The following is a 22,953-nucleotide window of genomic DNA, read 5'->3' on the forward strand; positions in this document are numbered from 1 at the left end:
CTGGGGGACTCGCCACCCTGGCCATGCCGCCGGTCAACGCGGTGCCGGTGCTGTGGCTGGCCTTTCCCGGCCTCATCTGGCTGCTGGACGGGGTGGAACGCCCGGTCGCCGCCTTTTGGACCGGCCTGGCCTTCGCCTTCGGTCATTTCGTGCTGGGTCTCTATTGGGTCGGGGCGGCGCTGCTGATCTTCCCCCGCTTCTGGCCGATGCTGCCCTTCGCCGTGGCCGGCCTGCCCTTCCTGCTGGGCTTGTTCGTGGGCACGGGCACGCTGGTGTGGTGGGGGCTGGTGCGGCGCTTTCGGATCGGGGGTGTCGGCCGTTGCCTGTTGTTTGCCGTGCTGTGGACGGGGGTGGAGTATGTGCGCGGCCACGCCTTCACCGGCTTTCCCTGGAATCTCATGGGCTATGCCTGGGTGGGCCTGCCCGGCCCGGCGCAGGTGGGGGCGCTTATCGGCGTCTATGGCCTGTCGCTGCTGACCGTGCTGCCCGCCAGCCTCATGGCCACCCTGGCGGATGGCGGTCGGCGTCCCTGGACGGCACCGCTGGCGGGTCTGGGCCTTGTGGTCCTGATGACCGCCTACGGTGTCGCGCGCGTGCCGGCAGGCGAGGCGCCGCTGGTGCCCGGCGTCATGCTGCGCCTGGTGCAGCCCGACATCGCGCAGACCGACAAGTGGAACGCGGATGCGGAACTGGACCATGTCCGCCTGCTGCTGGCCCTGTCACGCCAGCCCCAGCCGCCGGGCCAGGCGCCCATCACCACCCTGGTCTGGCCCGAGACGGCGGTGCCCTACCTGCTGGAGGATGAGCCTGAACTGCTGAAGGCCGTGGGGCAGGTGACGCCGCGGGGCGGCCTGACCCTGACCGGCAGCCTGCGCCTGACGCCTGCCGGCACGCCGGGCGCGCAGGACGGCACCGACACCTACTGGAACAGCCTGGTGGTGGTGAACGACCAGGGCCAGGCGTTGGGTCACTACGACAAGGCCCATCTGGTGCCCTTCGGCGAATACACGCCGTTCCGCCGCTGGCTGCCCCTGCGGGCCGTGGCGCTGGTGTCGCCCGGCAACTCCATCCTGGGGGCGGGGCGGGGGCCCAGCACCTTGGACCTGCCCGGCCTGCCGCCGGCCAGCCCGCTAATCTGTTACGAGGTCATCTTCCCGGGCATGGTGACGGCGCAGGAGGCCGGCATTTCCGGTCCCGGGGGGGGCGATGCGACAAAGGATCGCTCCCACCAGGGTCGCCCCGGGTGGCTGCTGAACGTGACCAACGACGCCTGGTTCGGCCAGACGGCGGGGCCGCACCAGCACTTGGCCATCGCCACCATGCGCGCCATCGAGGAAGGGCTGCCCCTGGTGCGCGCCGCCAACACCGGTATTTCGGCGGTGGTAGATCCCTATGGGCGCGAACTGGGCCATTTGGCATTGGGATCCCGGGGGGTGCTCGACCTTCCGCTACCGCAGCCTACGACCCAGCCTACACCTTATGCCCGATGGGGTGATGGCCCCTTGGCCGCTTTACTCTTGGCTGTATTGGGCGTTATCTATTTTTTCACGCTTCGGATGTATCAGGGTAGGCAGTGCCCTTGAGATGTCCATGACCGGGTGTCCGTGATCGGGCGCCGAAGGACCCGTGGCGGAGCCGTTGGGGTCGATGACCTCACGATTGTCACCAGGACCAGGCGCCGGCTTGTGGTCGTATGCATCACGCCCCCATATATGGTTGGCGAACCGAACAGGGGCCGGGGAGCGGGACGGTGGGATGCGGGCGGCGCGCCTTGACCACCCCGTGACGCTTGTCTTAGGGTCGTAAACGATCCGTAACGTGAGGATTTGGATCATGGAGAGTGCAATTGGGGCCCGCCGTTCCACCGGTGGGCGGCCTCGGATCGGAAAGCCCAACCCGATCGACGTTCACGTCGGCAGCCGTGTGCGCCTGCGGCGCACCTTGCTGGGCATGAGCCAGGAAAAGCTGGGTGAGGCCATCGGCCTGACCTTCCAGCAGGTGCAGAAGTACGAGCGCGGCGCGAACCGCATCGGCGCCTCGCGCCTGTTCGACCTGTCGCGCGTGCTGGACGTGCCGGTGTCCTTCTTCTTCGACGACATGGCCGGCGACACGCCGAACGATGTCGTGGATGAGGCCCTGTCGCCGGACATGGGCTTCGACGCCGACCCGATGGCCAAGCGCGAAACCCTGGAACTGGTCCGCGCCTACTACCGCATCTCCGATCCCGCCGTGCGCAAGCGCCTGTTCGAACTGACCAAGGCCGTCGCCAATTCCGGTGTGGAATTTGTGGCCGACATCGCGTGACAGGGACGCCTCTTGACCGTTCTGTAGAAGCCTGCGAAAAAACGCCGCCTGGCTATGTAAGCCAGCGCGGCGTTTTTTTGTCGATATCACATCGCTCCGCCGTAAATAGCCGTCGTTAATTAGCCGAGGCGTCCCGTGGCCCAATCCAATTACGTCTTCACCAGCGAGTTTGTTTCCGAAGGTCATCCGGATAAGGTTTGCGATCAAATCTCCGATGGCGTGGTCGATCTCTTCCTGGCCCAGGACCCCTACGCCCGCGTGGCCTGCGAAACCTTGGCCACGACCAACCGCATCGTTATCGCCGGTGAGGTGCGTGGCCCCGAAGGCCTGCTGAAGGAGATCGAGGGCGTGGCCCGCGAGACGGTCAAGGCCATCGGCTATGAGCAGGACGGCTTCCATTGGAAGACCGCCGAGGTGCAGTGCTACCTGCACGCCCAGTCCGCGGACATCGCGGTCGGCGTCGACGCCGCCGGCAACAAGGACGAGGGGGCCGGTGACCAGGGCATCATGTTCGGTTACGCCTGCCGCGAGACCGACGACCTGATGCCGGCGCCCATCCACTATTCCCACCGCATCCTGAAGTCGCTGGCCGACGCGCGTCACGGCGGCGTGAAGGAACTGGGCCCCGACGCCAAGAGCCAGGTCAGCCTGCAGTACGTGGATGGCAAGCCGGTGCGCGCCACCTCCGTCGTCGTCTCCACCCAGCACGCCGACGGCTTGGACCAGGATGCCGTGCGCGAGATCGTGCGCCCGCACGTGTTGAAGATCCTGCCCGAAGGCTGGATGTGCGACGAGGCCCACTTCTACGTGAACCCGACCGGCCGCTTCGTCATCGGTGGCCCCGACGGTGACGCCGGTCTGACCGGCCGTAAGATCATCGTCGACACCTACGGCGGTGCCGCCCCGCACGGCGGCGGCGCCTTTTCCGGCAAGGATCCGACGAAGGTGGACCGCTCGGCCGCCTATGCCGCGCGCTACCTGGCCAAGAACGTGGTGGGCGCCGGCCTGGCCGACCGCTGCACCATCCAGCTCAGCTACGCCATCGGCGTCTCCCACCCGCTGTCGGTCTACATCGACACCGCCGGCACCGGCCGGGTGGATGAGGAGAAGCTGTCCGACGTGCTGCGTCAGCTGATGAACCTCAGCCCCCGCGGCATCCGCGAGCACCTGAAGCTGAACCGCCCCATCTATGCCCGCACGGCGGCCTACGGCCACTTCGGCCGCACCCCGGACGCCGACGGCGGTTTCTCGTGGGAGAAGCTGGACCTGGTGGACGAGCTGAAGCGCGCGTTCTAAGGTTCCCCTGTCCTGACGCCCGGGGCCCTGGCCGATCGACGGATCAGCCAGGGCCCTTGGCTTTTCTGCCCCAGCTGTTTCTGATCGCATCATGACGGACGACACCCCCGCCCAGCACCGCGCCCTGCTTTACGGGCGTCGTCGCGGCCGGCCGCTACGCCAGCACCGCACGTCCTTGATCGAGGAGCTGTTGCCCCGCCTGCGGCTGGATCCGCCCGCCGGCGGGGGCGCCATCCACCCGGCGACCCTGTTCCCGGCGCCCAAGCGCGACCTGTGGGTCGAGGTGGGTTTTGGCGGTGGGGAGCATCTGGCCCAGCAGGCGGCGGCCAACCCCGACATCGGCTTCATCGGGTGCGAGCCCTTTATCAACGGCGTCGCCAACCTGCTGCAGCACATCGAGGCGCAGAACCTGTCCGGCAATATCCGTGTCTGTCCGGATGACGCCCGCCCCATCCTGGACGCCCTGCCCGAGGCGAGCGTGGGCCGCGCCTTCGTGCTGTTCGCCGATCCCTGGCCCAAGCTGCGGCACGCCGAACGTCGTTTCATCGGCCCCGCCAACCTGCCGCGCCTGGCCCGCGTGCTGAAGGACGGGGCCGAGCTGCGCCTGGCCACCGACGACCAGCAGCTGTGCCGCTGGATGCTGGAGCACACGTGGCGCCATCCCGATTTCGAATGGCTGGCCGACAGGGCGTCGGACTGGCGCGTGCCGCCGGCCGATTGGGTCCAGACCCGCTACGAGCAGAAGGCGCTGGAGGCGGGACGGGTGCCGGTGTACCTGCGCTTCCGCAGGCGGAATCGTTAGTTCCTCAAGCGCCGGCGTGGCCATCCGGCCACTTGGCTATCCTCAGTTTCCAGTCCGCTTGCGCCCCCCGGAAACTTCCGGCGGCCCCGTCGGGGCCTACGGCAGGAGGTGGCGCCTCATGCCGTCGTTGGCGCGTCGTAGGGTCAGACCCGAGGTTCCGCGCCCAGCAGCGCGTCGGCGAATTGGTCCATGGTCTTCTGGGACAGGGCGGTGTTGTTCATCAGCACCACCGTGCGCCGGCCGTCCAGCCGATGGCCCAGCACCAGGCGATAGCCCGCCGTGCGGCCCGTCTCCCAGCCCGCCGGCACGGTGCGCCCCTGGATGGTCAGGCGGCGCACCCGCCCGCCCAGGGCGTAGTCCTCGGTGGGCACTTCCACATGGGTCAGCTGGCGGCGGGACTGCCCCGTGAGGAAATCCGTGTCGAACACCAGGTGGGCGGCACGCATCAGGTCGGGGGCCGTGCTGGCATAGCCGCCCGAGGCGGCCAGATAAGGCCGGCGATCGTTGCGCCAACGCTCCGGGGGCGTGACGGTGCGGTATGAGGGCGCCGCGCCCTCCAGCATCGCGTCGGTGGCGCCCGTGGCCTTCAGGCCCAACGGGTCCAGGGTGATGGAGCGTACCGCCGCCTGGAAAGGCAGGCCGGTCACCCGCTCCACCGCCGCGATCACCACGATCCAGTTCACCGGGTGGTAGTCGAACTTGGCCCCGGGCTCGAAGCCCAGGTCGCCTTGGCCGAAGCGGGCCAGGGCCTGGGCGGTGGTCAGGTCCGCCTGCAGCAGGGTGGGGTCGGCCTTGGCCTCGGCGATGAACAGGTTGGGCAGGCCGCTGGCGTTGCACAGCAGGCGGCGCAAGGTCAGCCTGGCGCCGGTGTCGGCGCGATAGTCGGGCAGGGCCCGCGTCAGCGGCGCGTCCAGGTCCAGCAGGCCGTGCTCCACCAGCTTCAGCACCGTCACCGTGGTCAGCCATTTGCTGATGGAGGCGATGGCGTAGGGGGTGTCGGGTCTGGCCGGCGCCTTGGCCTCGATATCGGCATAGCCGACGGTGCGGACGTAATCGGCCCTCCCCGCACGGCCCAGCATGACCACGCCCTGGAATCCGGCATTACGGACGAAGGCGTCCACCACGGTGTCAGGATGCTCGGCACCCCAAGCGGAAGCGGGCAATACGGAGAGCAGGGGCAGGCCGGCTCCGGCCCGCAGCATGGCGCGGCGGTTCAGCATGGCAGCAGCTCACCCACCTGGCGGGTGATCAGGTCGAGATCCTGCGGCCGGGACAGGCGGTGGTCGCCATCCTTCACCAGGGTGACGCGCACGTCGTCATGGGTGATGGCCGCCGCCAAATCCAGGCTGGTCTGCCAGGGTACGTCGGGGTCGCGCTGGCCGTGGATCAGGCGCACGGGCACGGGCGGCAGCGCCAGGGGCTGGTTCAGCAGCAGGTGGCGCCGGCCATCCTCGATCAATGCCCGGGTGATGGGATATCCCGCGTCGTCATAGAGCGAGGGCTGTCGCCATTCGCCCTCACGCTCCAGCGTGGCGCGGGCCTCGGCGTCCATCCGCGCCCACATCAGCCGCTCGGTGAAGTCCGGTGCCGGGGCGATACCCACCAGCGCGCGCACGCGCTCCGGGCGGGCCAGGGCCGCCAGCAGCATGATCCAGCCGCCCATGCTGGAGCCCACCAGGATCTGCGGCCCGTCCGTCACCTGGTCCAGCACCGCGACGGCATCCTCCGCCCAGGTGCCGATGGTGCCGTCGCGGAAATCGCCGCTGGAGGCACCGTGACCCTGGTAGTCGAACCGGACGAAGGCGTGACCGCGCTCTTGCCCGTAGGCTTCCAGCGCGGTGGCCTTGCTGCCCGTCATGTCGGACTTGAGTCCACCCAAGAAGACAATTCCGGGGCCGCGACCGGGGCTCCGTCGATAGGCTATGGTGGCGGCCCCCCGCTGTACGCTATGTATCGACGTCTCCGCCATGCTTGCCTTCCCCAGATGACCCTGACTTACACCCCTGGCACCGTAACGGCCTCGACCGACACCGGCAATCCCGCGCCGGCCCTCGATGGGACCAGTCCCGATGGGGCCAATGCCGCCGCCGGTTGGTTCGGGGACGGCCGTCCCGTGGTTTTGCAGGTGATACCCAACCTGGTCACGGGCGGGGCGGAGCGCGGCTGCGTCGACATGGCGGCCGCCCTGATGCGCGCCGGCGGCACCGCCCTGGTGGCGTCCGGCGGCGGGCCCATGGCGCGTGAGCTGGAGCGCTACAAGGCCGAGCACATCACCCTGCCGCTGGCCTCCAAGAACCCCTTCACCATCTGGCGCAACGCCAGCCGGCTGGAAGCGCTGATCCGCGAGCGCGGGGTGGACATCATCCACGCCCGGTCCCGCGCCCCGGCGTGGAGCGCGTGGATCGCCGCGCGGCGCACCGGCGTCCCCTTCGTCACCACCTTCCACGCGCCCTACAACTTCAAGGGCGAGCTGAAGCGCCGCTACAACGCGGTCATGGGCAGGGGCGACCGGGTCATCGCCGTTTCCCGCTTCGTGGCGGAGCATGTGGCCAGCCAGTACGGCGTGGGGCCGGAGCGGCTGCGCACCATCCCGCGCGGCGTCGACACCGTCAACCTGGACCCCGACCGCGTCAGCCAGGAACGGCTGATCAAGCTGGCGCGCGACTGGCGCCTGCCCGAGGACCAGCGCATCGTCCTGCTGCCCGGGCGCCTGACGCGCTGGAAGGGCCAGCTGGACCTGATCGAGGCCATCGCCCGGCTGAAGCGCGACGACGTGCGCGCCGTGCTGGTGGGTTCCGACCAGGGCCGCACCGAGTACCGGGCGGAACTGGTGGCGCGTATCCGCGAGCTGGGCCTGGAAGGCCAGGTCACCATCGCCGACCACTGCAATGACATGGCCGCCGCCTACCTGCTGTCCGACGTGGTGGTCAGCGCCTCGGCCCGGCCGGAGGCTTTCGGCCGCGTGATCGTGGAGGCCCAGGCCATGGGCAAGCCCGTCATCGTCACCAACCACGGCGCCGTGGCGGAAACCGTGATCGATGGCGAGACCGGGCTGGTGGTGCCGCCGGGCGACCCCGCCACCATGGCCGCCGCCATCGGCGAGGCCTTGGCCCTGGACAGCCTGCAGCGCCGGGCCCTGGCGGCCGACGCCCGCCGCTTCGTGCTGCAGAACTACACGCGCGAGCGCATGTGCGATGCCACGCTGGCGGTGTATGCCGAGCTGCTGCACCTGCGCGCCACCGTCGGCATGGCGGCGTACCGCAAGGTCGGCTCGTGACGGAGACCAAGCGCATCCTGGTCATCCGCCTGGGCGCGCTGGGCGACCTGGTGCAGTGCTTCGACGCCTTCCAGGCCATCCGCCGCCGTCATCCCGCCGCCCACATCACCCTGCTGACCGGGCCGGCCTTCGTCGGCTTCGGTCGGGCCATGCCGTGGTTCGACGACATCTGGGCCGATCCGCGCGGCCGCGGCCCACTGGCCTACCTGCGTTTGCGCGGCCAGTTGCGCGGCGGCCGCTTCGACACCATCTATGACCTGCAGAACAAGCCGCGCACCGCCCGTTACTTCTGGCTGATGGGGCCGGGGCGCCGGCCGCTGTGGTCGGGCGCCGCCCCCGGGGCCGCCTTTCCGCTGCCTGATCTCAAGGGCCTGCACAACCACGACCGCTACCGTGTCCAGCTGGAGGCCGCCGGCGTGCCCGACACCGGCCCCGCCGACCTCGGCTGGCTGGCTGGCGATGTGGACGACTTGGCGCCGGAGGGGCCCTTCGTCCTGTTGGTGCCGGGCTGCTCGCCGCACTTGCCGCACAAGCGCTGGCCGGCGGAGCGTTACGCCGTGCTGGGCCGACGCCTGGCGGACCAGGGCATGACCCCGGTGGTGGTCGGCACCGACGCCGACCGCGACGCGGCCCAGGCCATCGTGCGCGATTGCCCCTGGGCCATCGATTTGGTGGGCCGCACCAGCCTGGGCCAACTGGCCAACCTGGCGCGGCGGGCCGAAGGGGCGGTCGGCAACGACACGGGTCCCATCTTCCTGACGGCGGCCCTGGGCTGCCCGACGCTGATGATCATGTCGCACCACACCGATCCCGCCCGTTCCGCCCCCTGGGGGCCGGACGCCGCCTGGATCAAGGTGCTGGATCTGGCCGATCTAGGCGTGGACGCGGTGGAGACCGCGCTGCGCCTGCGGCCCAAGCCGGATGTGGCCCCAGATGTGGCCCCAGATGGTGAGAGGGATGGGGAGGCGGACGGGGCAGACGCTCCGGTTTAGGCCGATTTTTCCACTTGTTGCGCGTGCCTGTGCCCGGGGGGACACAGCCATGCGGCGCTTATGCCCCGCCAGCCGGCTTACCACCGGGCCCGACGCTTGACAGTTCCGCCCCCGCTACCCAAAGTCGCCTTTCTTCAATTTGGACAAACCCTGAACGCCATGACGACCGCTGAAAACCTTGACCAGCCCCAGATCGCGATCACGTTGCCCGACGGCAACGTGCGAACTTACGCGGCGGGCGTCACGGGCCTGGAGATCGCGCAATCGATCTCCAAGAGCCTGGCCAAGGCGGCGCTGGCCGTCACGGTGGACGGGGAGGAGCGCGACCTGTCGCGCGCCATTGAGCACGACGCCAAGGTCGCCATCCTGACGCGCGACGCGCCGTACGCGCTGGAGCTGATCCGCCACGACTGCGCCCACATCCTGGCGGAGGCGGTGCAGCAGCTGTACCCCGGCACGCAGGTCACCATCGGCCCGGCCATCGCCACGGGCTTCTACTACGACTTCGCCCGGGATGAGCCGTTCACGCCCGATGACCTGGTGAAGATCGAGAAGCGCATGCACGAGATCGTGGATGCGGACAGCCCCTTCACGCGTGAGGTTTGGGACCGGGACGAGGCCATCGCCCACTTCAAGTCCATCGGCGAGCATTACAAGGCCGAGATCATCGGCGACATCCCGGCGGGTGAGAAGATCACCATCTACCGCCAGGGCGGCTGGTACGACCTCTGCCGCGGCCCGCATCTGCCGTCCACGTCCAAGATCGGCCACGCCTTCAAGCTGATGAAGGTGGCGGGCGCCTATTGGCGCGGCGACAGCCGCAACCCCATGCTCCAGCGCATCTACGGCACCGCCTGGCGCACGGAGAAGGAGCTGGCGGAGCACCTGCACCAGATCGAGGAAGCGGAGAAGCGCGACCATCGCAAGCTGGGCCGCGAGATGGACCTGTTCCATCTGCAGGAAGAGGCGGCGGGCAGCGTCTTCTGGCACCCCAAGGGCTGGACCCTGTGGCAGGCGCTGGAACGCTACATCCGCGCCAAGCTGAAGGACGCGGGCTATCTGGAGGTGCGCACGCCGCAGCTCTACGACAGCAGCCTGTTCAAGGCCTCCGGCCACTGGGACATGTACGGCGACAACATGTTCAAGATCCGGGAGTCGGTGGACGACCAGGGCCGTGAGAAGTTCCTCGGCGTGAAACCCATGAACTGCCCGGCCCACGTCCAGATCTTCCGTCAGGGACTGAAGAGCTACCGCGACCTGCCCATGCGCCTGGCGGAGTTCGGGGCCTGCCACCGCAACGAGCCCTCGGGCGCGCTGCACGGCATCCTGCGCGTCCGCGCCTTCACCCAGGACGACGCCCATATCTTCTGTACCGAGGACCAGGTGCCGTCGGAGGCGGCGGACTACTTCAAGCTGCAGCTGGGCGTGTACAAGGATCTGGGCTTCGACAAGATCGCCGTGAAGCTGGCGCTGCGTCCCGACGTGCGCGCCGGCGGCGACGAGGTGTGGGACAAGGCCGAGCAGGGACTGCGCGATGCCCTGACCGCCAACGGCCTGGAGTTCGAGGAACTGCCGGGGGAGGGCGCCTTCTACGGCCCCAAGGTGGAATTCCACCTGACCGACGCCATCGGCCGCACCTGGCAGTGCGGCACCCTGCAGCTGGACTTCGTGCTGCCGGAACGCCTGGACGCGAGCTACATCGGCGCCGACGGCGCCCGCCACCGGCCGGTGATGCTGCACCGGGCCATCCTGGGCTCGTTCGAACAATTCATCGGCATGATGATCGAGCACTACGCCGGCAAGTTCCCGCTGTGGCTGTCGCCCGTGCAGGCCACGGTCTGCACCATCACGTCCGAGGCCGACGCCTATGCCGAGGACGTGGCCAAGGTCATGACCAAGGCCGGCCTGCGGGTCGAGGTCGACACCCGTAACGAGAAGATCAACCTGAAGGTCCGCGAGCATTCGCTGGCCAAGGTGCCGGTCCTGGTGGTGGTCGGCGGCCGCGAGGCGGAGAACCGCACCGTGGCCCTGCGCCGCCTGGGCGGCAAGGATCAGGAACTGCTGTCGCTTGACGACGCGGTGGCGGCGCTTAAGCTTGAGGCACGGGCCCCTGTCCCTTCGGAGGGAGTGACGGAGGCCGCGTTCTGAGGATAATTATGGTCTGACCAGCGCCCAACGGGGCTGTGGAGAGAAATCCGCAGTTGCGCGGCGCTGGCTTTTCTTACAAGTACACATCCATGTCTTTTTATCCGGTGTCGCCGCCCGCCCCATCCCGGGGCATCCACCCACCTCGCGGCCACCGTAAACCAGGGAGAAGGTTCCATAGCCAGGCCCAGCCAAGAGTCGGCCCCCACCCGTGAGGGGCCGCGCGTTAACCGGGAGATCAACGCTCGTTCCGTCCGCCTCATCGACGCCGCTGGCGAGATGGTTGGCGTCGTTAGTCTGCGCGATGCACTGATCGCCGCCGAAGAGGCCGGCCTCGACCTGGTCGAGGTCTCGCCCAACGCCGAGCCCCCCGTCTGCAAGATCCTCGACTACGGCAAGTTCAAGTACGAGGCGCAGAAGAAGGCCGCGGAAGCGCGCAAGAAGCAGAAGATCATCGAGGTCAAAGAGATCAAGCTGCGTCCCAACATCGATGACAACGACTACGACGTGAAGATGCGCAGCGCGCGCCGCTTCCTGGAGGAAGGCGACAAGGTGAAGGTCACCATGCGCTTCCGCGGTCGTGAGATGGCCCACCAGGATCTGGGTATGAACGTGCTGGTGCGCGTGAAGGACTTCCTGGAGGATCTGGCCAAGGTCGAGCAGATGCCGAAGCTGGAAGGCAAGCAGATGATCATGATCCTGGCGCCCCGCTGAAGGCAGGATCGATCTTCTGATTGCGGGCACCGCAACGGACACCAAAGGCCCTCGGAACCATCAGTTCCGGGGGCCTTGTTGTTTTGCTTTCCCCTCAGGTGCCGGGCGCCGCCATCCGGCGGCTTGGCTTCCTCGCTACGCCCTGCGGTGCTCGCTGCGGCGGCTGCGGTCGCAGCCTACGGCATGGGCCAAAGGCCTGTGCCGCTGGTATAAGGGGCGAAACGGAATTGGAGGGGGCCCATGAAGGTGGCGGGTGAGGCGATGCGGACCATCTGGGTGGAGCCGGACGGTTGCACCGTCGGCATCATCGACCAGACGCGGCTGCCCTTCCGGTTCGAGACCGTGGCGCTGTCCGACGTGACGGCCATGGCCACGGCCATCACCACCATGCAGGTGCGGGGCGCCCCCCTGATCGGGGCCGCCGCCGCCTATGGCATGGCGCTGGCGACAAGGGTGGGCGTTGAGGACGGCGATGTGGAACGGGCGCACGCCCGCCTCATGGCCACGCGGCCCACGGCGGTCAATCTGCGCTGGGCCCTGGACCGCATGCGCGAGGTGCTGCTGCTGACCCCGCCCGGCGACAGGCTGGACCGCGCCTATGCCGAGGCCGCCGCCATCGCCGATGAGGATGTGGAGATCTGCCGCGCCATCGGCCGCCACGGCCTGCACCTGATCCGCGCCGCCCACCAGCGCAACCCCGACCGGCCGGTGCGCATCCTGACCCACTGCAACGCCGGCTGGCTGGCCACCGTGGACTGGGGCACGGCCACGGCGCCCATCTACCTGGCGCATGAGGCCGGCATCCCCCTGCATGTCTGGGTGGATGAGACGCGGCCGCGCAACCAGGGCGCCTTCCTCACCGCCTGGGAACTGGGGCAGCACGGGGTGCCCCACGCCGTCATTCCCGACAACACCGGCGGGCATCTGATGCAGCACGGCCTGGTGGACCTGGCCATCGTCGGCACCGATCGCACCACGGCCAAGGGCGACGTGGCCAACAAGATCGGGACTTATCTGAAGGCCCTGGCGGCCAAGGACAACGACGTGCCCTTCTACGTCGCCCTGCCGTCCAGCACCATAGACTGGACGCTGGAGGACGGCGTCGCCGATATCCCCATCGAGGAACGCTCAGGGGATGAGGTGGCGCGCATCACCGGCCTGGCCAGCCATGGCGATCTTGAAACCGTGCGCCTGGTGCCCGAGGGCAGCCCGGTGGTGAACTACGCCTTCGACGTCACCCCCGCCCGCCTCATCACCGGCCTCATCACCGAGCGCGGCGTGTGCAGCCCTGAGGACCTGGCCCAACTGTTCCCCGACCATCAGCCGCCGGAACGGATGGGCCAGGTGGCGGTGAATGACGAGTAGGGGCGCTTGCGGCCCCGGCGGCAGGCATGCCGCCGCCGGGGTGGCATCCCAGATTACAGCGCGTCCAGCGCCAGCCCACGCCTGTCGATGGGTCCCACCGCGGTGACGGTCCGGCGCACGTGGCGGGCGGCTTCGGTCACGGATTTGATGGTGGGGTAGCGGCCGGTCTCCACCATCAGCGACCGGGCGAGCGCCAGGCAGCGGGTCTCGCACAGGGCCCGCATGTCGGGATCGGCGATCTTCTCCAGGTCGATGTTGTGGGCCAGGCCCAGGATGCGGCGGGTGATCTTGGCGCCGGCATAGCCCAGGGCGTCGGTGAACAGCCGGTCCAGATAGGCCCGGCGCTCCGTTTCCAGGCAGGCCGTGCCCTCCGGCCCCGTGAACAGGGCGGCGGGATAGGCGTCGCCCTCGCCGCTGGTGCGCCACAGGTGCAGGAACTTGGCGCGGAACAGGGTCCACAGCTGCTCCACCGTTTCCAGCACCCAGTCCTGATAGGCGTCGCGGGGATGGTCCTCCGTGGCGTGCCCGTCCTGGGACAGGTAGTTCAGCAGCAGGTTGCCGATGATGGCGCCGACGTCGAAGCCCATGGGGCCGAAGAAGGCGAATTCCGGGTCGATGACCCGCGTGTCCGTCTCCGTCACCATGATGGACCCGGTGTGCAGGTCGCCGTGGATCAGCGCCTCGGGGCTGGCCATGAACTTCAGCTTCAGCCGGCTGGCCGCCAGCTTCCACGCCGTGTCCGCCCGCACCGCCTTGGCTGTCGTGTCCAGTTGCGGGCTGGTCCAGCGGTTGTGCGGATGGGTCATGTAAGGCTGGGTGAAGATCACATCCTCCGTCAGGCGGCAGAGGGCGTCGTTGGCGGTGAAGGCCGCGACCAGGGGGCGTTTCTTGGAGGCGGGCAGGGCCAGGTCGCTGGTGGCGTGGAGCGTGCCCGCCAGATAATCGCTGATATGCTCCGCCAGCCTGGGGTAGCGCACGCCCTGCACCAGGCCGCGGCGCAGGATGATGTGGGGGCTCAGCCGCTCCATCACGATGGCGTACAGCGTGGGATCGTAGTGCAGCAGGGCGGGCGCGCGGCCGGCGGCGCCAGCGGCGTGCAGGGCCATGGCCCGCTGCTCGAACCAGGCGCGGTTGAGGTCCAGGGGCCAGCCCTCGCCCACCAGGCGCAGGTAGGGCAGGGATTGCTTGACGCACAGGCCGGCGGGCTTGCCGTCGTGACCCGGCCCCTCCACCAGGAAGACCAGGTTCAGGTTGCCGTCGCCCACCTCGGTCACCCGCCAGTCGGCGGGGGACCCACCCAGGCGCGTGGCCAGGGCCGGCACGGCGGCCAGGAAATCGGGCAGGGTCACATCGCTCAACGGGGCATAGCCCGGCGGCGTCTCCAGGGTCATGGGTGGCGCACTCCCAGTTGTTTCGTCGCCGCCTCACCGGGTGGCGCTGGGTACCACTGTGAGCCTGATGACCATGGGCGTCTAGCCGCGCATCAGTCGAGCTTGGTGGGGAATTCCAGCGCCTGTGGTGTTCCCGGTGGCAGGTCCTTGGGCTGGCGGCCATAGGTGGCGAAGCGGCGCAGCACTTCCGCCATCTCATCCTCGCCCAGGATGATCGGCGTGCCCATCATGCGGGCGTGCCAATACTGGCGGGCCAGGCTTTCCACCTCCACCGCCAGATCCAGCGCGCGGCGCAGGTCGGCGCCGAAGGCGATCATGCCGTGGTTGGCCAGCAGGCAGGCGCGGCGGGGGCCCAGCGCCGTCATCATGGCGTCCGACAGCGCCGCCGTGCCGAAGGTGGCATAATCCGCCACCTCGATGCGGGTGCCGCCGGCCACAGCCACCATGTAGTGGAAGGCCGGGATGGGCTCGCGCAGGCAGGCCAGGGCGGTGCAGAAAGTGGAATGGGTGTGCACCACCGCGCCCGCCTGCGGCCGCTCCTGGTAGATGGCCAGGTGCATGCGCCATTCGCTGGACGGTACCATGGCGCCGCGATAGCGGCCCTGGAGATCCATGAAGACGATGTTGTCCGGCACCAGGGCCTCATAAGGCACGCCCGAAGGCGTGACCAGGAAACCGCCGTCGCAACGGGCGCTGACGTTGCCGCTCTTGCCCTGGTTGATGCCCAGCGTGTTCATGGCCCGGGCGGTGGCGATCACCGCCTGACGCAGCGCCTGGTCGTTCTCCGGGGGCAAGGCCGTACTCATCACTCACCCACCTCTTCCTTGGGGTAGACGCCCCAGACCTCGTCGCGCTGCAGCCAGCCACGGAAGCCGCCCACGTCCACTTGGCACCACGGGCCCTTGCACTTGCGCAGCTTGGCGATGACGCCGGGATCCAGCTGGGCCACGGCTTCGGAGGCGGACGCGGCGTCGCGCCGCAGGGTGCGGGTCTGCTGGCCGGTGACGACGATGCCCCGCCGGCCGGACAGGGTGCTCTGGTGCACCCAGCCCTGCGTGCCTTCCACGTCGCGGATGCGGCGCCAGGTGTCGAACTCCGCCGTGATCTCCACCGGCATTCCAGCCTTCACGAACACCCATTCCACCGGATAGCGCACTCCAGGCCCGGTGCGGACATTGACCTCGTTGGACCGCAAGGTGACGAAGCGCGGCACGGGCAGGCCGCTGCGCACCACCGCGTCAGGATGGGCGGCATCGCTTTGCGGCTCCCCCTCCTGCTGGTCGCTGGCCGCACCGGTGCCGTCGGTGCCGGTGTGGGTCGGCGGGGCGGCCAGGGAGGTGGTGGTGGCGAAGGCCAGGACGATCGCGGCGCGGGGCAGCATCTGCCGGAAAAGGCGGACCATAGGCGACCGAGTCAAAGGCTGTCCCCGTTGGTGGGAAAGAAGGATAGGGCGACGTTTCGGTTCCCAATAGAAATCGGTCGTCCGCCGGGGTCAAGCGTCGCCCCTGTCGCGGGTATCATGGCGCCTATGGGGCCCGAAGACCGGGCATGCCCGCCAGGGCGGCTGGACAGCGGCCGCCCCCGCTGCTATGGCAAGAACGCTATCTCGGGAGGAACCATGTCCGAGCGGAAAAAGCCCCTCGTCATCGTGACGCGCAAGCTGCCCGATGTCATCGAGACGCGGATGATGGAGCTGTTCGATACACGGCTCTCCACCGACGACCATCCCATGACCCCCGCCGAGCTGGCGGAGGCGGTCAAGGTCGCCACCGTCGTCGTCCCCACCGTGACCGACCGCCTGGACGCCACCGTCCTGGCCCACGCCGGCCCGCAGCTGAAGCTGATCGCCAACTTCGGCAACGGCGTCGATCACATCGACCTGAAGGCGGCGCGCGAGCGCGGCATCATGGTGACCAATACGCCCGGCGTCCTGACCGAGGACACGGCCGACATGACCATGGCCCTGATCCTGGCGACCGCCCGGCGCGTGGGCGAGGGCGAGCGGCTGATCCGCGCCGGGCAGTGGACGGGCTGGGGCCCCACCCTGATGCTGGGCACGCGCATCTGGGGCAAACGCCTGGGCATCGTCGGCATGGGCCGTATCGGCCAGGCGCTGGCCCGCCGCGCCCGGGGCTTCGGCCTGTCGGTCCACTACCACAACCGGCACCGCGTCCATCCCGAGATCGAGCAGGAGCTGGAGGCGACCTACTGGGAAAGCCTGGACCAGATGCTGGCGCGGATGGACATCATCTCCATCAACTGCCCCCACACGCCGGCCACATACCATCTGCTGTCCGCCCGCCGCCTGAACCTGCTGCGCCCCAACAGCATCATCGTCAACACCGCGCGCGGCGAGGTGATCGACGAGAACGAGTTGACGCGCAAGCTGGCCAAGGGCGAGATCGGCGCCGCCGGCCTGGACGTGTTCGAACAGGAACCGGCCATCAACCCCAAGCTGCTGGCGCTTTCCAACGTCGTGCTGCTGCCCCATATGGGTTCCGCCACCATCGAGGGGCGCCAGGACATGGGCGAGAAGGTCATCATCAACATCAAGACCTTCGTGGACGGGCACAAACCGCCCGACCGGGTCATCGAATCCATGTTCTGACGCCCGCGAAAAAGATGTTCCGGCAGCCTTGATTAGGGGCGCCGGACATCTTGACGGGAGCTTTTTTTCACACCATATGGGGCTCGTTGGTGTTTTACGGCACCAGCACTGGTGGGGATCAGGGCAACCAGCGGCGACGCTGGCCTGCATCCCTTCCGGCACATGGCGGATGGCGCATGAAAACCCTTTGCGCAAAACGCCATGGCGACTATGATCCGCCGCAGCAATCCTCATAACGATCCGGCCATCGACAATCTGGTGGCTGGCTGGAACGCTTTGCGGGTGGGCCATTGGCCCACTTTTTTTATTATCTGGGGTCGGCGATGTCAGGCGGGCAGGTTTCGCCCCATAACCGTCCCCAAGCGAAGACGGGGGCGGCCCGATCGGCCGTTCCCAGGATAGAGATCGATGGACGTACAGGAACGCATCGCCGGTATCATCGCCCCCTCGGTCGAGGCCATGGGCTATGAGTTGGTGCGCGTGTCGCTGACGGGCAACGCCCGCCCGACGTTGCAGATCATGGCCGAGCGCGTGGACGGCGCCGCCATGACGGTGGACGATTGCGCGGAGATCAGCCGCGCCGTGTCGGCCCTGCTGGACGTGGAAGACCCCATCGATGTCGCCTACACGCTGGAGGTCAGCAGCCCCGGAATCGACCGGCCGCTGACCCGGCCCAAGGATTTCGAGCGCTACGCGGGCTTCGAGGTGCGGGTGGAGACGTCGCAGCCGGTGGACGACCGGCGCCGCTTCATCGGCATGCTGAAGGGGATCGAGGGCGGCAAGGTGCTGGTGGAGATGCCCACGGGGCCCGCCGCCGTGCCCTTCGACCTGATCCTGCGGGCCAAGCTGGTGATGAACGACGCGCTGCTGAAGGCGGCCGCCGAGGGCAAACACCAGCACTGACCCCCGTTCTCCCTTAGTCGTTTCGCATCATTTCAACAGTCGTTCTTACTGACGTAACAGAAGGCAAGGTTCGCTTCGATGGAACTTCTTCAAGTCGCTGACGCCGTCGCCCGCGAAAAGAACATCGAGAAAGAGCATGTGCTCGAGGCGATGGAAGAGGCCATCAAGAAGGCTGGCCGTTCCAAGTACGGCCATGAGCACGACATCCGCGCCCGCATCGACCGCAAGACCGGCGACATCCACCTGATGCGCTACCTGGAAGTGGTGGAGACGGTCGAGGATGAGGCGACCCAGGTTTCCGTGGCCCAGGCCAAGCGCAAGCGTCCGGACGCCAAGGTCGGCGACTTCCTGATCGACCCGCTGCCGCCCATCGACTTCGGCCGCATCGCCGCGCAGACCGCCAAGCAGGTCATCGTGCAGAAGGTCCGCGAGGCCGAGCGCGACCGTCAGTACGACGAGTACAAGGACCGCATGGGCGACATCGTCAACGGCCTGGTCAAGCGTGTGGAATACGGCAACGTGACCGTGGACCTGGGCCGTGCCGAGGCCGTGCTGCGTCGTGACGAGTGCCTGCCGCGCGAGCATTTCAAGAACGGCGACCGCGTGCGCGCCTACATCTACGACGTGCGGCGCGAGCCGCGCGGCCCCCAGATTTTCCTGTCGCGCACCCATCCCGCCTTCATGGCCGGCCTGTTCAAGCAGGAAGTGCCGGAAATCTACGACGGCATCATCGAGATCAAGGCCGTGGCCCGCGACCCGGGCAGCCGCGCCAAGATCGCCGTCATCAGCCATGACAGCGCCATCGACCCCGTGGGCGCCTGCGTCGGCATGCGCGGCAGCCGCGTCCAGGCCGTGGTCGGCGAGCTGCAGGGCGAGAAGATCGACATCATCCCCTGGAACCGCGACGCCGCCACCTTCGTGGTGAACGCGCTGGCCCCGGCCGAAGTGGCCAAGGTGGTGCTCGACGAGGAGACCAAGCGCATCGAGGTGGTGGTGCCGGACGACCAGCTGTCGCTGGCCATCGGCCGCCGTGGCCAGAACGTCCGCCTGGCGTCCATGCTGACCGGCTGGGACATCGACATCATGACGGAGCAGGAGGAATCCGACCGTCGCACCGAGGAATTCAAGACCCGGTCGCAGATGTTCATCGAGGCCCTGGACGTTGACGACGTCATCGCCCATCTGCTGGTGGCCGAAGGCTTCACCTCGGTCGAGGAAATCGCCTATGTCGAGACCGAGGAACTGACCTCGATCGACGCCTTCGACGAGGACGTGGCCGAGGAGCTGCGGGAACGCGCCCGCAATTTCCTGGAAGAACAGAACAGCCGCCTGGAAAACCGCCGCAAGGAACTGGGTGTCACCGACGAGGTGGCGGCCATCGAGGCGTTGACGGCGCCCATGCTGGTCAAGCTGGGTGAGAAGGGCGTGAAGACCCTGGACGACTTCGCCGACCTGGCGGGTGACGAGCTCATCGAAATCCTGGGCAAGGATGCGATGACCGAGGACGAGGCCAATGAGCTGATCATGGCCGCCCGCGCCCACTGGTTCGCGGACGAAGAGTCCGGCGCCGACGCCTGAGGGGGGCCTGGTTCATGGTCGCCCCGCAGGTCTCCGGACCGGCGTTGACACCGGATCCCGACGCGCCGCTGCTGCCGGAAGGCGAGGCGGAGGCGGTCGGGGGGGCAAAAGCCCACTGCGCCGGTGCATCGCCAGCGGGGTGGTCGGAGAGAAGGACGGGATGATCCGTTTCGTCGTCGGACCCGACGGCACGATCGTCCCCGACGTGGAGGAAACCCTGCCCGGACGCGGGCTGTGGTTGACGGCGGACCCCGCCTTGGTTGAAAAGGCGGTCGCCAAAGGTTTGTTCGCCAAGGCGGCGCGCCGGTCGGTGCGCACCCCGGCGGACTTGGGGGCCCAGGTGTCGGGCCTTCTGCGTCGCCGCTGTCTGGACCTGGTCGGGCTCGCCCGGCGGGGCGGCCAGGCGGTGGCGGGGTTTGAGAAGGTGGCCGCGGCGCTCCGCGCCAAGGCCATCGGTACGCGGTCGGGCATAGGGCTCAGGCTGGAGGCGTCCGATGGGGCTGCCGACGGCCGGTCCAAGCTGGACGCGCTGTCCCCCGGCATCCCGGTGGTCGATATCTTCGACCGGGGGGAGCTGGGCATGGCGCTGGGCCGCGATGACGCGGTGCATGCCGTGGTGGGTGCCGGACCGCTGGTCCAGCGCCTGCGGCGGGAGGCGGACAGGCTGCGCGCCCTCTCCAAGGGGCGTTAGGCCCAGCGCTGGGTAAGGGATGGCCTTGGGGCATCGGCCCCGGGGCGACAACGATGAAACAGTCGGAAATCGTATGACTGACACGAGCGACCAGGACCGCAAGAAGTTGAGCCTTACCGGTCGAGGCAAGCTGGAGCTGAAGAAGACGGTGGACGCGGGATCCGTGCGCCAGAGCTTCTCGCACGGCCGCACCAAGACCGTTGCGGTTGAGGTCAAGCGCAAGCGAACCTTTGAACAGGGCGCCCGTCCCGGCGTTGCCGATGGCGGCGCCGCCGCCCGCGCCGCCGCCGAGGGCCGTCCCGCGCAGGGCGGTGGCCGTGGTCAGCCGCCGCGTGGCGGCGCCCCGCGCCAGCTGACCGACAGCGAGCGTGAAGCCCGTCTGCGCGCCCTGCGCGCCATGGGCGAGAACCCCGCCCAGGAGGATGTGGCGGACGAGCTGCTGGACGAGGTGATCGCCGACGATCTGCCCGTGGCCGACGAGGCCCCGGCGGAGATGGCGCCCGCGCCCGTGGTCGAGGAACCGGTCAACGAGGGCCCCCTGGACGACGAGACCCTGCGTCGCCGCGAGCTGGAAGAGCTGCGGATGATCCAGGAGGAGGAGAAGCGCGTCGCCGCCGAGGCGGAGAAGCGCCGCCAGGAGGAAGAGGCCAAGCGCAAGGAGGCCGAGGCCGCCCGCAAGGCGGACGAGGCCCCGCGCGCCGCCCGTCCCGCCGCCGGCAACACCGCGTCGACCACGACCGCCGCCACGGACGCCGCGGCCCCGCGTGGCCCCCTGGCCCCGCGCGCCGTCGATGACGAGGATGACGAGGGTGGGCGCCGCCGCGCCGGCCCCGGTGGTGCCGCCAAGACCGCCAGCAAGGTCGCGGCTCCGGCCCCGGCCAAGGCCGCCAAGGGTGGCGAGCGCCGCCGCAACGCCGGCAAGCTCACCATTTCGCAGGCGCTGAGCGACGAGGGCGGTGGCGCCCCGCGTGGCCGCAGCATGGCCGCGCTGCGCCGCGCCCGTGAACGTGAAAAGCAGCGCCTGACCGGGCGTCAGGATACGCAAAAAGTGACCCGCGACGTCATCATCCCCGAAGTCATCACCGTGCAGGAACTGGCCAACCGCATGGCCGAGCGCGGTGCCGACGTGATCAAGGCGCTGATGCGCATGGGCGTGATGGCCACCATCACCCAGAACATCGACACCGACACCGCCGAGCTGATCGTGACGGAATTCGGCCACCGCGCGCACCGCGTGTCGGAAGCCGACGTCGAGGTGGGTGTGAAGGGCGACCTGGACCGCAGCGAGGACTTGCTGCCGCGTCCGCCGGTCGTCACCGTCATGGGCCACGTCGACCACGGCAAGACCTCGCTGCTGGACGCCCTGCGCCACACCGACGTCGCCAGCCGCGAGGCCGGCGGCATCACGCAGCACATCGGCGCCTACCAGGTGCAGTTGGCGGCGGGTTCGCGCATCACCTTCATCGACACCCCCGGCCACGCCGCCTTCACCGAGATGCGCGCCCGTGGCGCCAACGTCACGGACGTGGTGGTGCTGGTGGTGGCCGCCGATGACGGCGTCATGCCGCAGACGGTCGAGGCCATCCAGCACGCCAAGGCGGCCGAGGTTCCGATCATCATCGCCATCAACAAGTGCGACCTGCCCGGCGCCAAGCCGGACCGGGTGCGGCAGGAATTGCTGCAGCACGGCCTGGTGGTCGAGGCCATGGGCGGCGACGTCCTGGACGTGGAAGTGTCGGCCAAGACGGGCAAGGGCCTGGACAAGCTGGAGGAGAACATCCTCCTGCAGGCCGAAATCCTGGAGCTGAAGGCCAACCCCGACCGCACGGCCGAAGGCGTCGTCGTGGAGGCCAAGCTGGAGCGCGGCCGTGGTTCCGTGGCCACCATGCTGGTCCAGCGCGGCACGCTGAAGGTGGGCGACATCGTCGTCGCCGGCAGCGAGTGGGGCCGTGTGCGCGCCCTGGTCAACGACCGTGGCCAGAATGTCGAGAACGCCGGTCCCGCCACCCCGGTGGAGGTGCTGGGCCTGAACGCCACGCCGCTGGCCGGTGACGAGTTCTCGGTCGTCGAGAGCGAGGCCCGCGCCCGCGAGATCACCGAGTTCCGCCAGCGCAAGAAGCGGGAGGCCCAGGTCGCCCAGTCGGCGCGCGGATCGCTGGAACAGATGTTCAAGCAGATCCAGGCGGGCGAGGTGAAGGAACTGCCGCTGGTCATCAAGGGCGACGTGCAGGGGTCCATCGAGGCGATCTCCGGCACGCTGGAAAAGCTGGCCGGCGACAACGCCGAGGTCAAGGTGCGCGTGCTGCACTCCGGTGTGGGCGCCATCAACGAAAGCGACGTCACGCTGGCCAACGCCTCGCGCGGCATCATCATCGGCTTCAACGTCCGCGCCAACCCGCAGGCCCGCGAAATGGCCAAGCGGGACAACGCGGAGATCCGCTACTACTCGGTCATCTACGACATCATCGACGATGTCCGTGCCCTGCTGACCGGCATGCTGAAGCCGGTGCTGCGCGAACGCTTCCTGGGCAACGCGCAGATCCTGGAGGTGTTCAACATCACCAAGGTCGGCAAGGTGGGCGGCTGCCGCGTGACGGAAGGCATCGTGAAGCGCGGCGCCGGCGTGCGCCTGCTGCGCGACAACGTCGTCATCCACGAGGGCACGCTCAAGACGCTCAAGCGCTTCAAGGACGAAGTCAAGGAAGTGCGCGAAGGTTACGAGTGCGGCATGGCCTTCGAGAACTACGACAACATCCAGGCGGGCGACGTCATCGAAGCCTACGAGATGGAAGAGGTGGCCCGCGCCCTGTAAGCGCGGCCCCGCTTTCCGTGACTGGATCAGAGTATCTGCCTGACAACCCGGCCGTCCGGTCCAATCCCGGACGGC

The 22,953-nt window shown here is 68.6% G+C and carries 19 protein-coding genes; 14 read left to right on the plus strand and 5 right to left on the minus strand.

The features are described 5' to 3' along the window. Positions 1-23 precede the first annotated feature (23 nt). From lnt to trmB, 4 genes are all read left to right on the plus strand, one after another. Positions 24-1,583, plus strand: a complete 1,560-nt coding sequence (gene lnt / locus UAA55_RS30055; RefSeq protein ID WP_416235233.1) for an apolipoprotein N-acyltransferase — start codon at positions 24-26, stop codon at positions 1,581-1,583. Positions 1,584-1,833: 250 nt separating this feature from the next. Continuing rightward, positions 1,834-2,304 (plus strand): helix-turn-helix domain-containing protein, encoded by a 471-nt coding sequence (locus UAA55_RS30060; protein WP_322957469.1) that lies wholly within the window; start codon positions 1,834-1,836, stop codon positions 2,302-2,304. Positions 2,305-2,439: 135 nt separating this feature from the next. Next, positions 2,440-3,600, plus strand: coding sequence for a methionine adenosyltransferase (gene metK / locus UAA55_RS30065; protein WP_322957471.1), 1,161 nt, complete (start codon positions 2,440-2,442; stop codon positions 3,598-3,600). A gap of 91 nt (positions 3,601-3,691) precedes the next feature. Further along, positions 3,692-4,402 (plus strand): tRNA (guanine(46)-N(7))-methyltransferase TrmB, encoded by a 711-nt coding sequence (gene trmB, locus UAA55_RS30070; protein ID WP_322957472.1) that lies wholly within the window; start codon positions 3,692-3,694, stop codon positions 4,400-4,402. Between the two features lie 143 nt (positions 4,403-4,545). Here trmB and UAA55_RS30075 read toward each other — a convergent pair whose 3' ends face one another. Continuing rightward, positions 4,546-5,622: a serine hydrolase domain-containing protein gene (locus UAA55_RS30075; protein ID WP_322957473.1), complete on the minus strand. Its 1,077-nt coding sequence runs from the start codon at positions 5,620-5,622 to the stop codon at positions 4,546-4,548. Continuing rightward, entirely contained in the window at positions 5,616-6,260 is a 645-nt protein-coding gene (locus UAA55_RS30080) for an alpha/beta hydrolase (protein ID WP_322957475.1), read from the minus strand. The genes UAA55_RS30075 and UAA55_RS30080 overlap by 7 nt, the downstream gene beginning before the upstream one ends. 126 nt (positions 6,261-6,386) lie before the next feature. Between UAA55_RS30080 and UAA55_RS30085 the strand changes: the two genes are divergently transcribed. The 5 genes from UAA55_RS30085 to mtnA all read left to right on the plus strand — a co-directional run bounded on the left by UAA55_RS30085 (position 6,387) and on the right by mtnA (position 12,895). Continuing rightward, complete coding sequence (locus UAA55_RS30085; RefSeq protein ID WP_322957477.1) at positions 6,387-7,679, plus strand: glycosyltransferase family 4 protein; 1,293 nt, start codon at positions 6,387-6,389, stop codon at positions 7,677-7,679. After that, a complete protein-coding gene (locus UAA55_RS30090; protein WP_322957479.1) occupies positions 7,676-8,671 on the plus strand; it encodes a glycosyltransferase family 9 protein in 996 nt (331 codons plus the stop codon). The genes UAA55_RS30085 and UAA55_RS30090 overlap by 4 nt, the downstream gene beginning before the upstream one ends. Before the next feature lie 159 nt (positions 8,672-8,830). Continuing rightward, positions 8,831-10,819, plus strand: coding sequence for a threonine--tRNA ligase (thrS, locus tag UAA55_RS30095; protein ID WP_322957481.1), 1,989 nt, complete (start codon positions 8,831-8,833; stop codon positions 10,817-10,819). A gap of 174 nt (positions 10,820-10,993) precedes the next feature. Beyond that, positions 10,994-11,530 carry a translation initiation factor IF-3 gene (gene infC, locus UAA55_RS30100; protein WP_322957800.1) on the plus strand — a complete coding sequence of 179 codons (537 nt, stop codon included), beginning with the start codon at positions 10,994-10,996 and terminating at the stop codon, positions 11,528-11,530. Between the two features lie 240 nt (positions 11,531-11,770). Continuing rightward, positions 11,771-12,895, plus strand: coding sequence for an S-methyl-5-thioribose-1-phosphate isomerase (mtnA, locus tag UAA55_RS30105; RefSeq protein ID WP_322957483.1), 1,125 nt, complete (start codon positions 11,771-11,773; stop codon positions 12,893-12,895). A gap of 53 nt (positions 12,896-12,948) precedes the next feature. Here mtnA and mtnK read toward each other — a convergent pair whose 3' ends face one another. The 3 genes from mtnK to UAA55_RS30120 all read right to left on the minus strand — a co-directional run bounded on the left by mtnK (position 12,949) and on the right by UAA55_RS30120 (position 15,688). Then, positions 12,949-14,286, minus strand: coding sequence for an S-methyl-5-thioribose kinase (gene mtnK / locus UAA55_RS30110; protein WP_322957484.1), 1,338 nt, complete (start codon positions 14,284-14,286; stop codon positions 12,949-12,951). Between the two features lie 92 nt (positions 14,287-14,378). Continuing rightward, complete coding sequence (locus UAA55_RS30115; RefSeq protein WP_322957486.1) at positions 14,379-15,092, minus strand: class II aldolase/adducin family protein; 714 nt, start codon at positions 15,090-15,092, stop codon at positions 14,379-14,381. Then, a complete protein-coding gene (locus tag UAA55_RS30120; RefSeq protein WP_322957488.1) occupies positions 15,092-15,688 on the minus strand; it encodes an SH3 domain-containing protein in 597 nt (198 codons plus the stop codon). The genes UAA55_RS30115 and UAA55_RS30120 overlap by 1 nt, the downstream gene beginning before the upstream one ends. 216 nt (positions 15,689-15,904) lie before the next feature. Here UAA55_RS30120 and UAA55_RS30125 point away from each other — a divergent pair, with 216 nt between their 5' ends. The 5 genes from UAA55_RS30125 (at position 15,905) to infB (ending at position 22,878) form a co-directional block, all read left to right on the plus strand. Beyond that, on the plus strand, positions 15,905-16,894 hold the full coding sequence (locus UAA55_RS30125; protein WP_322957489.1) for a 2-hydroxyacid dehydrogenase: 990 nt from the start codon (positions 15,905-15,907) through the stop codon (positions 16,892-16,894). Positions 16,895-17,302: 408 nt separating this feature from the next. Next, complete coding sequence (gene rimP / locus UAA55_RS30130; RefSeq protein ID WP_322957491.1) at positions 17,303-17,797, plus strand: ribosome maturation factor RimP; 495 nt, start codon at positions 17,303-17,305, stop codon at positions 17,795-17,797. A gap of 78 nt (positions 17,798-17,875) precedes the next feature. Further along, positions 17,876-19,375 carry a transcription termination factor NusA gene (nusA, locus tag UAA55_RS30135; protein ID WP_322957492.1) on the plus strand — a complete coding sequence of 500 codons (1,500 nt, stop codon included), beginning with the start codon at positions 17,876-17,878 and terminating at the stop codon, positions 19,373-19,375. 160 nt (positions 19,376-19,535) lie between these two features. Beyond that, the gene (locus UAA55_RS30140) at positions 19,536-20,066 is read left to right on the plus strand and encodes an RNA-binding protein (protein WP_322957493.1); all 531 of its coding nucleotides are present in this window, start codon (positions 19,536-19,538) and stop codon (positions 20,064-20,066) included. Between the two features lie 73 nt (positions 20,067-20,139). Then, positions 20,140-22,878 carry a translation initiation factor IF-2 gene (gene infB, locus UAA55_RS30145; RefSeq protein ID WP_322957494.1) on the plus strand — a complete coding sequence of 913 codons (2,739 nt, stop codon included), beginning with the start codon at positions 20,140-20,142 and terminating at the stop codon, positions 22,876-22,878. Positions 22,879-22,953: the final 75 nt, after the last annotated feature.

The organism is Nitrospirillum guanabarense (assembly GCF_034653355.1).
In the GTDB taxonomy this organism is placed as follows: domain Bacteria; phylum Pseudomonadota; class Alphaproteobacteria; order Azospirillales; family Azospirillaceae; genus Nitrospirillum.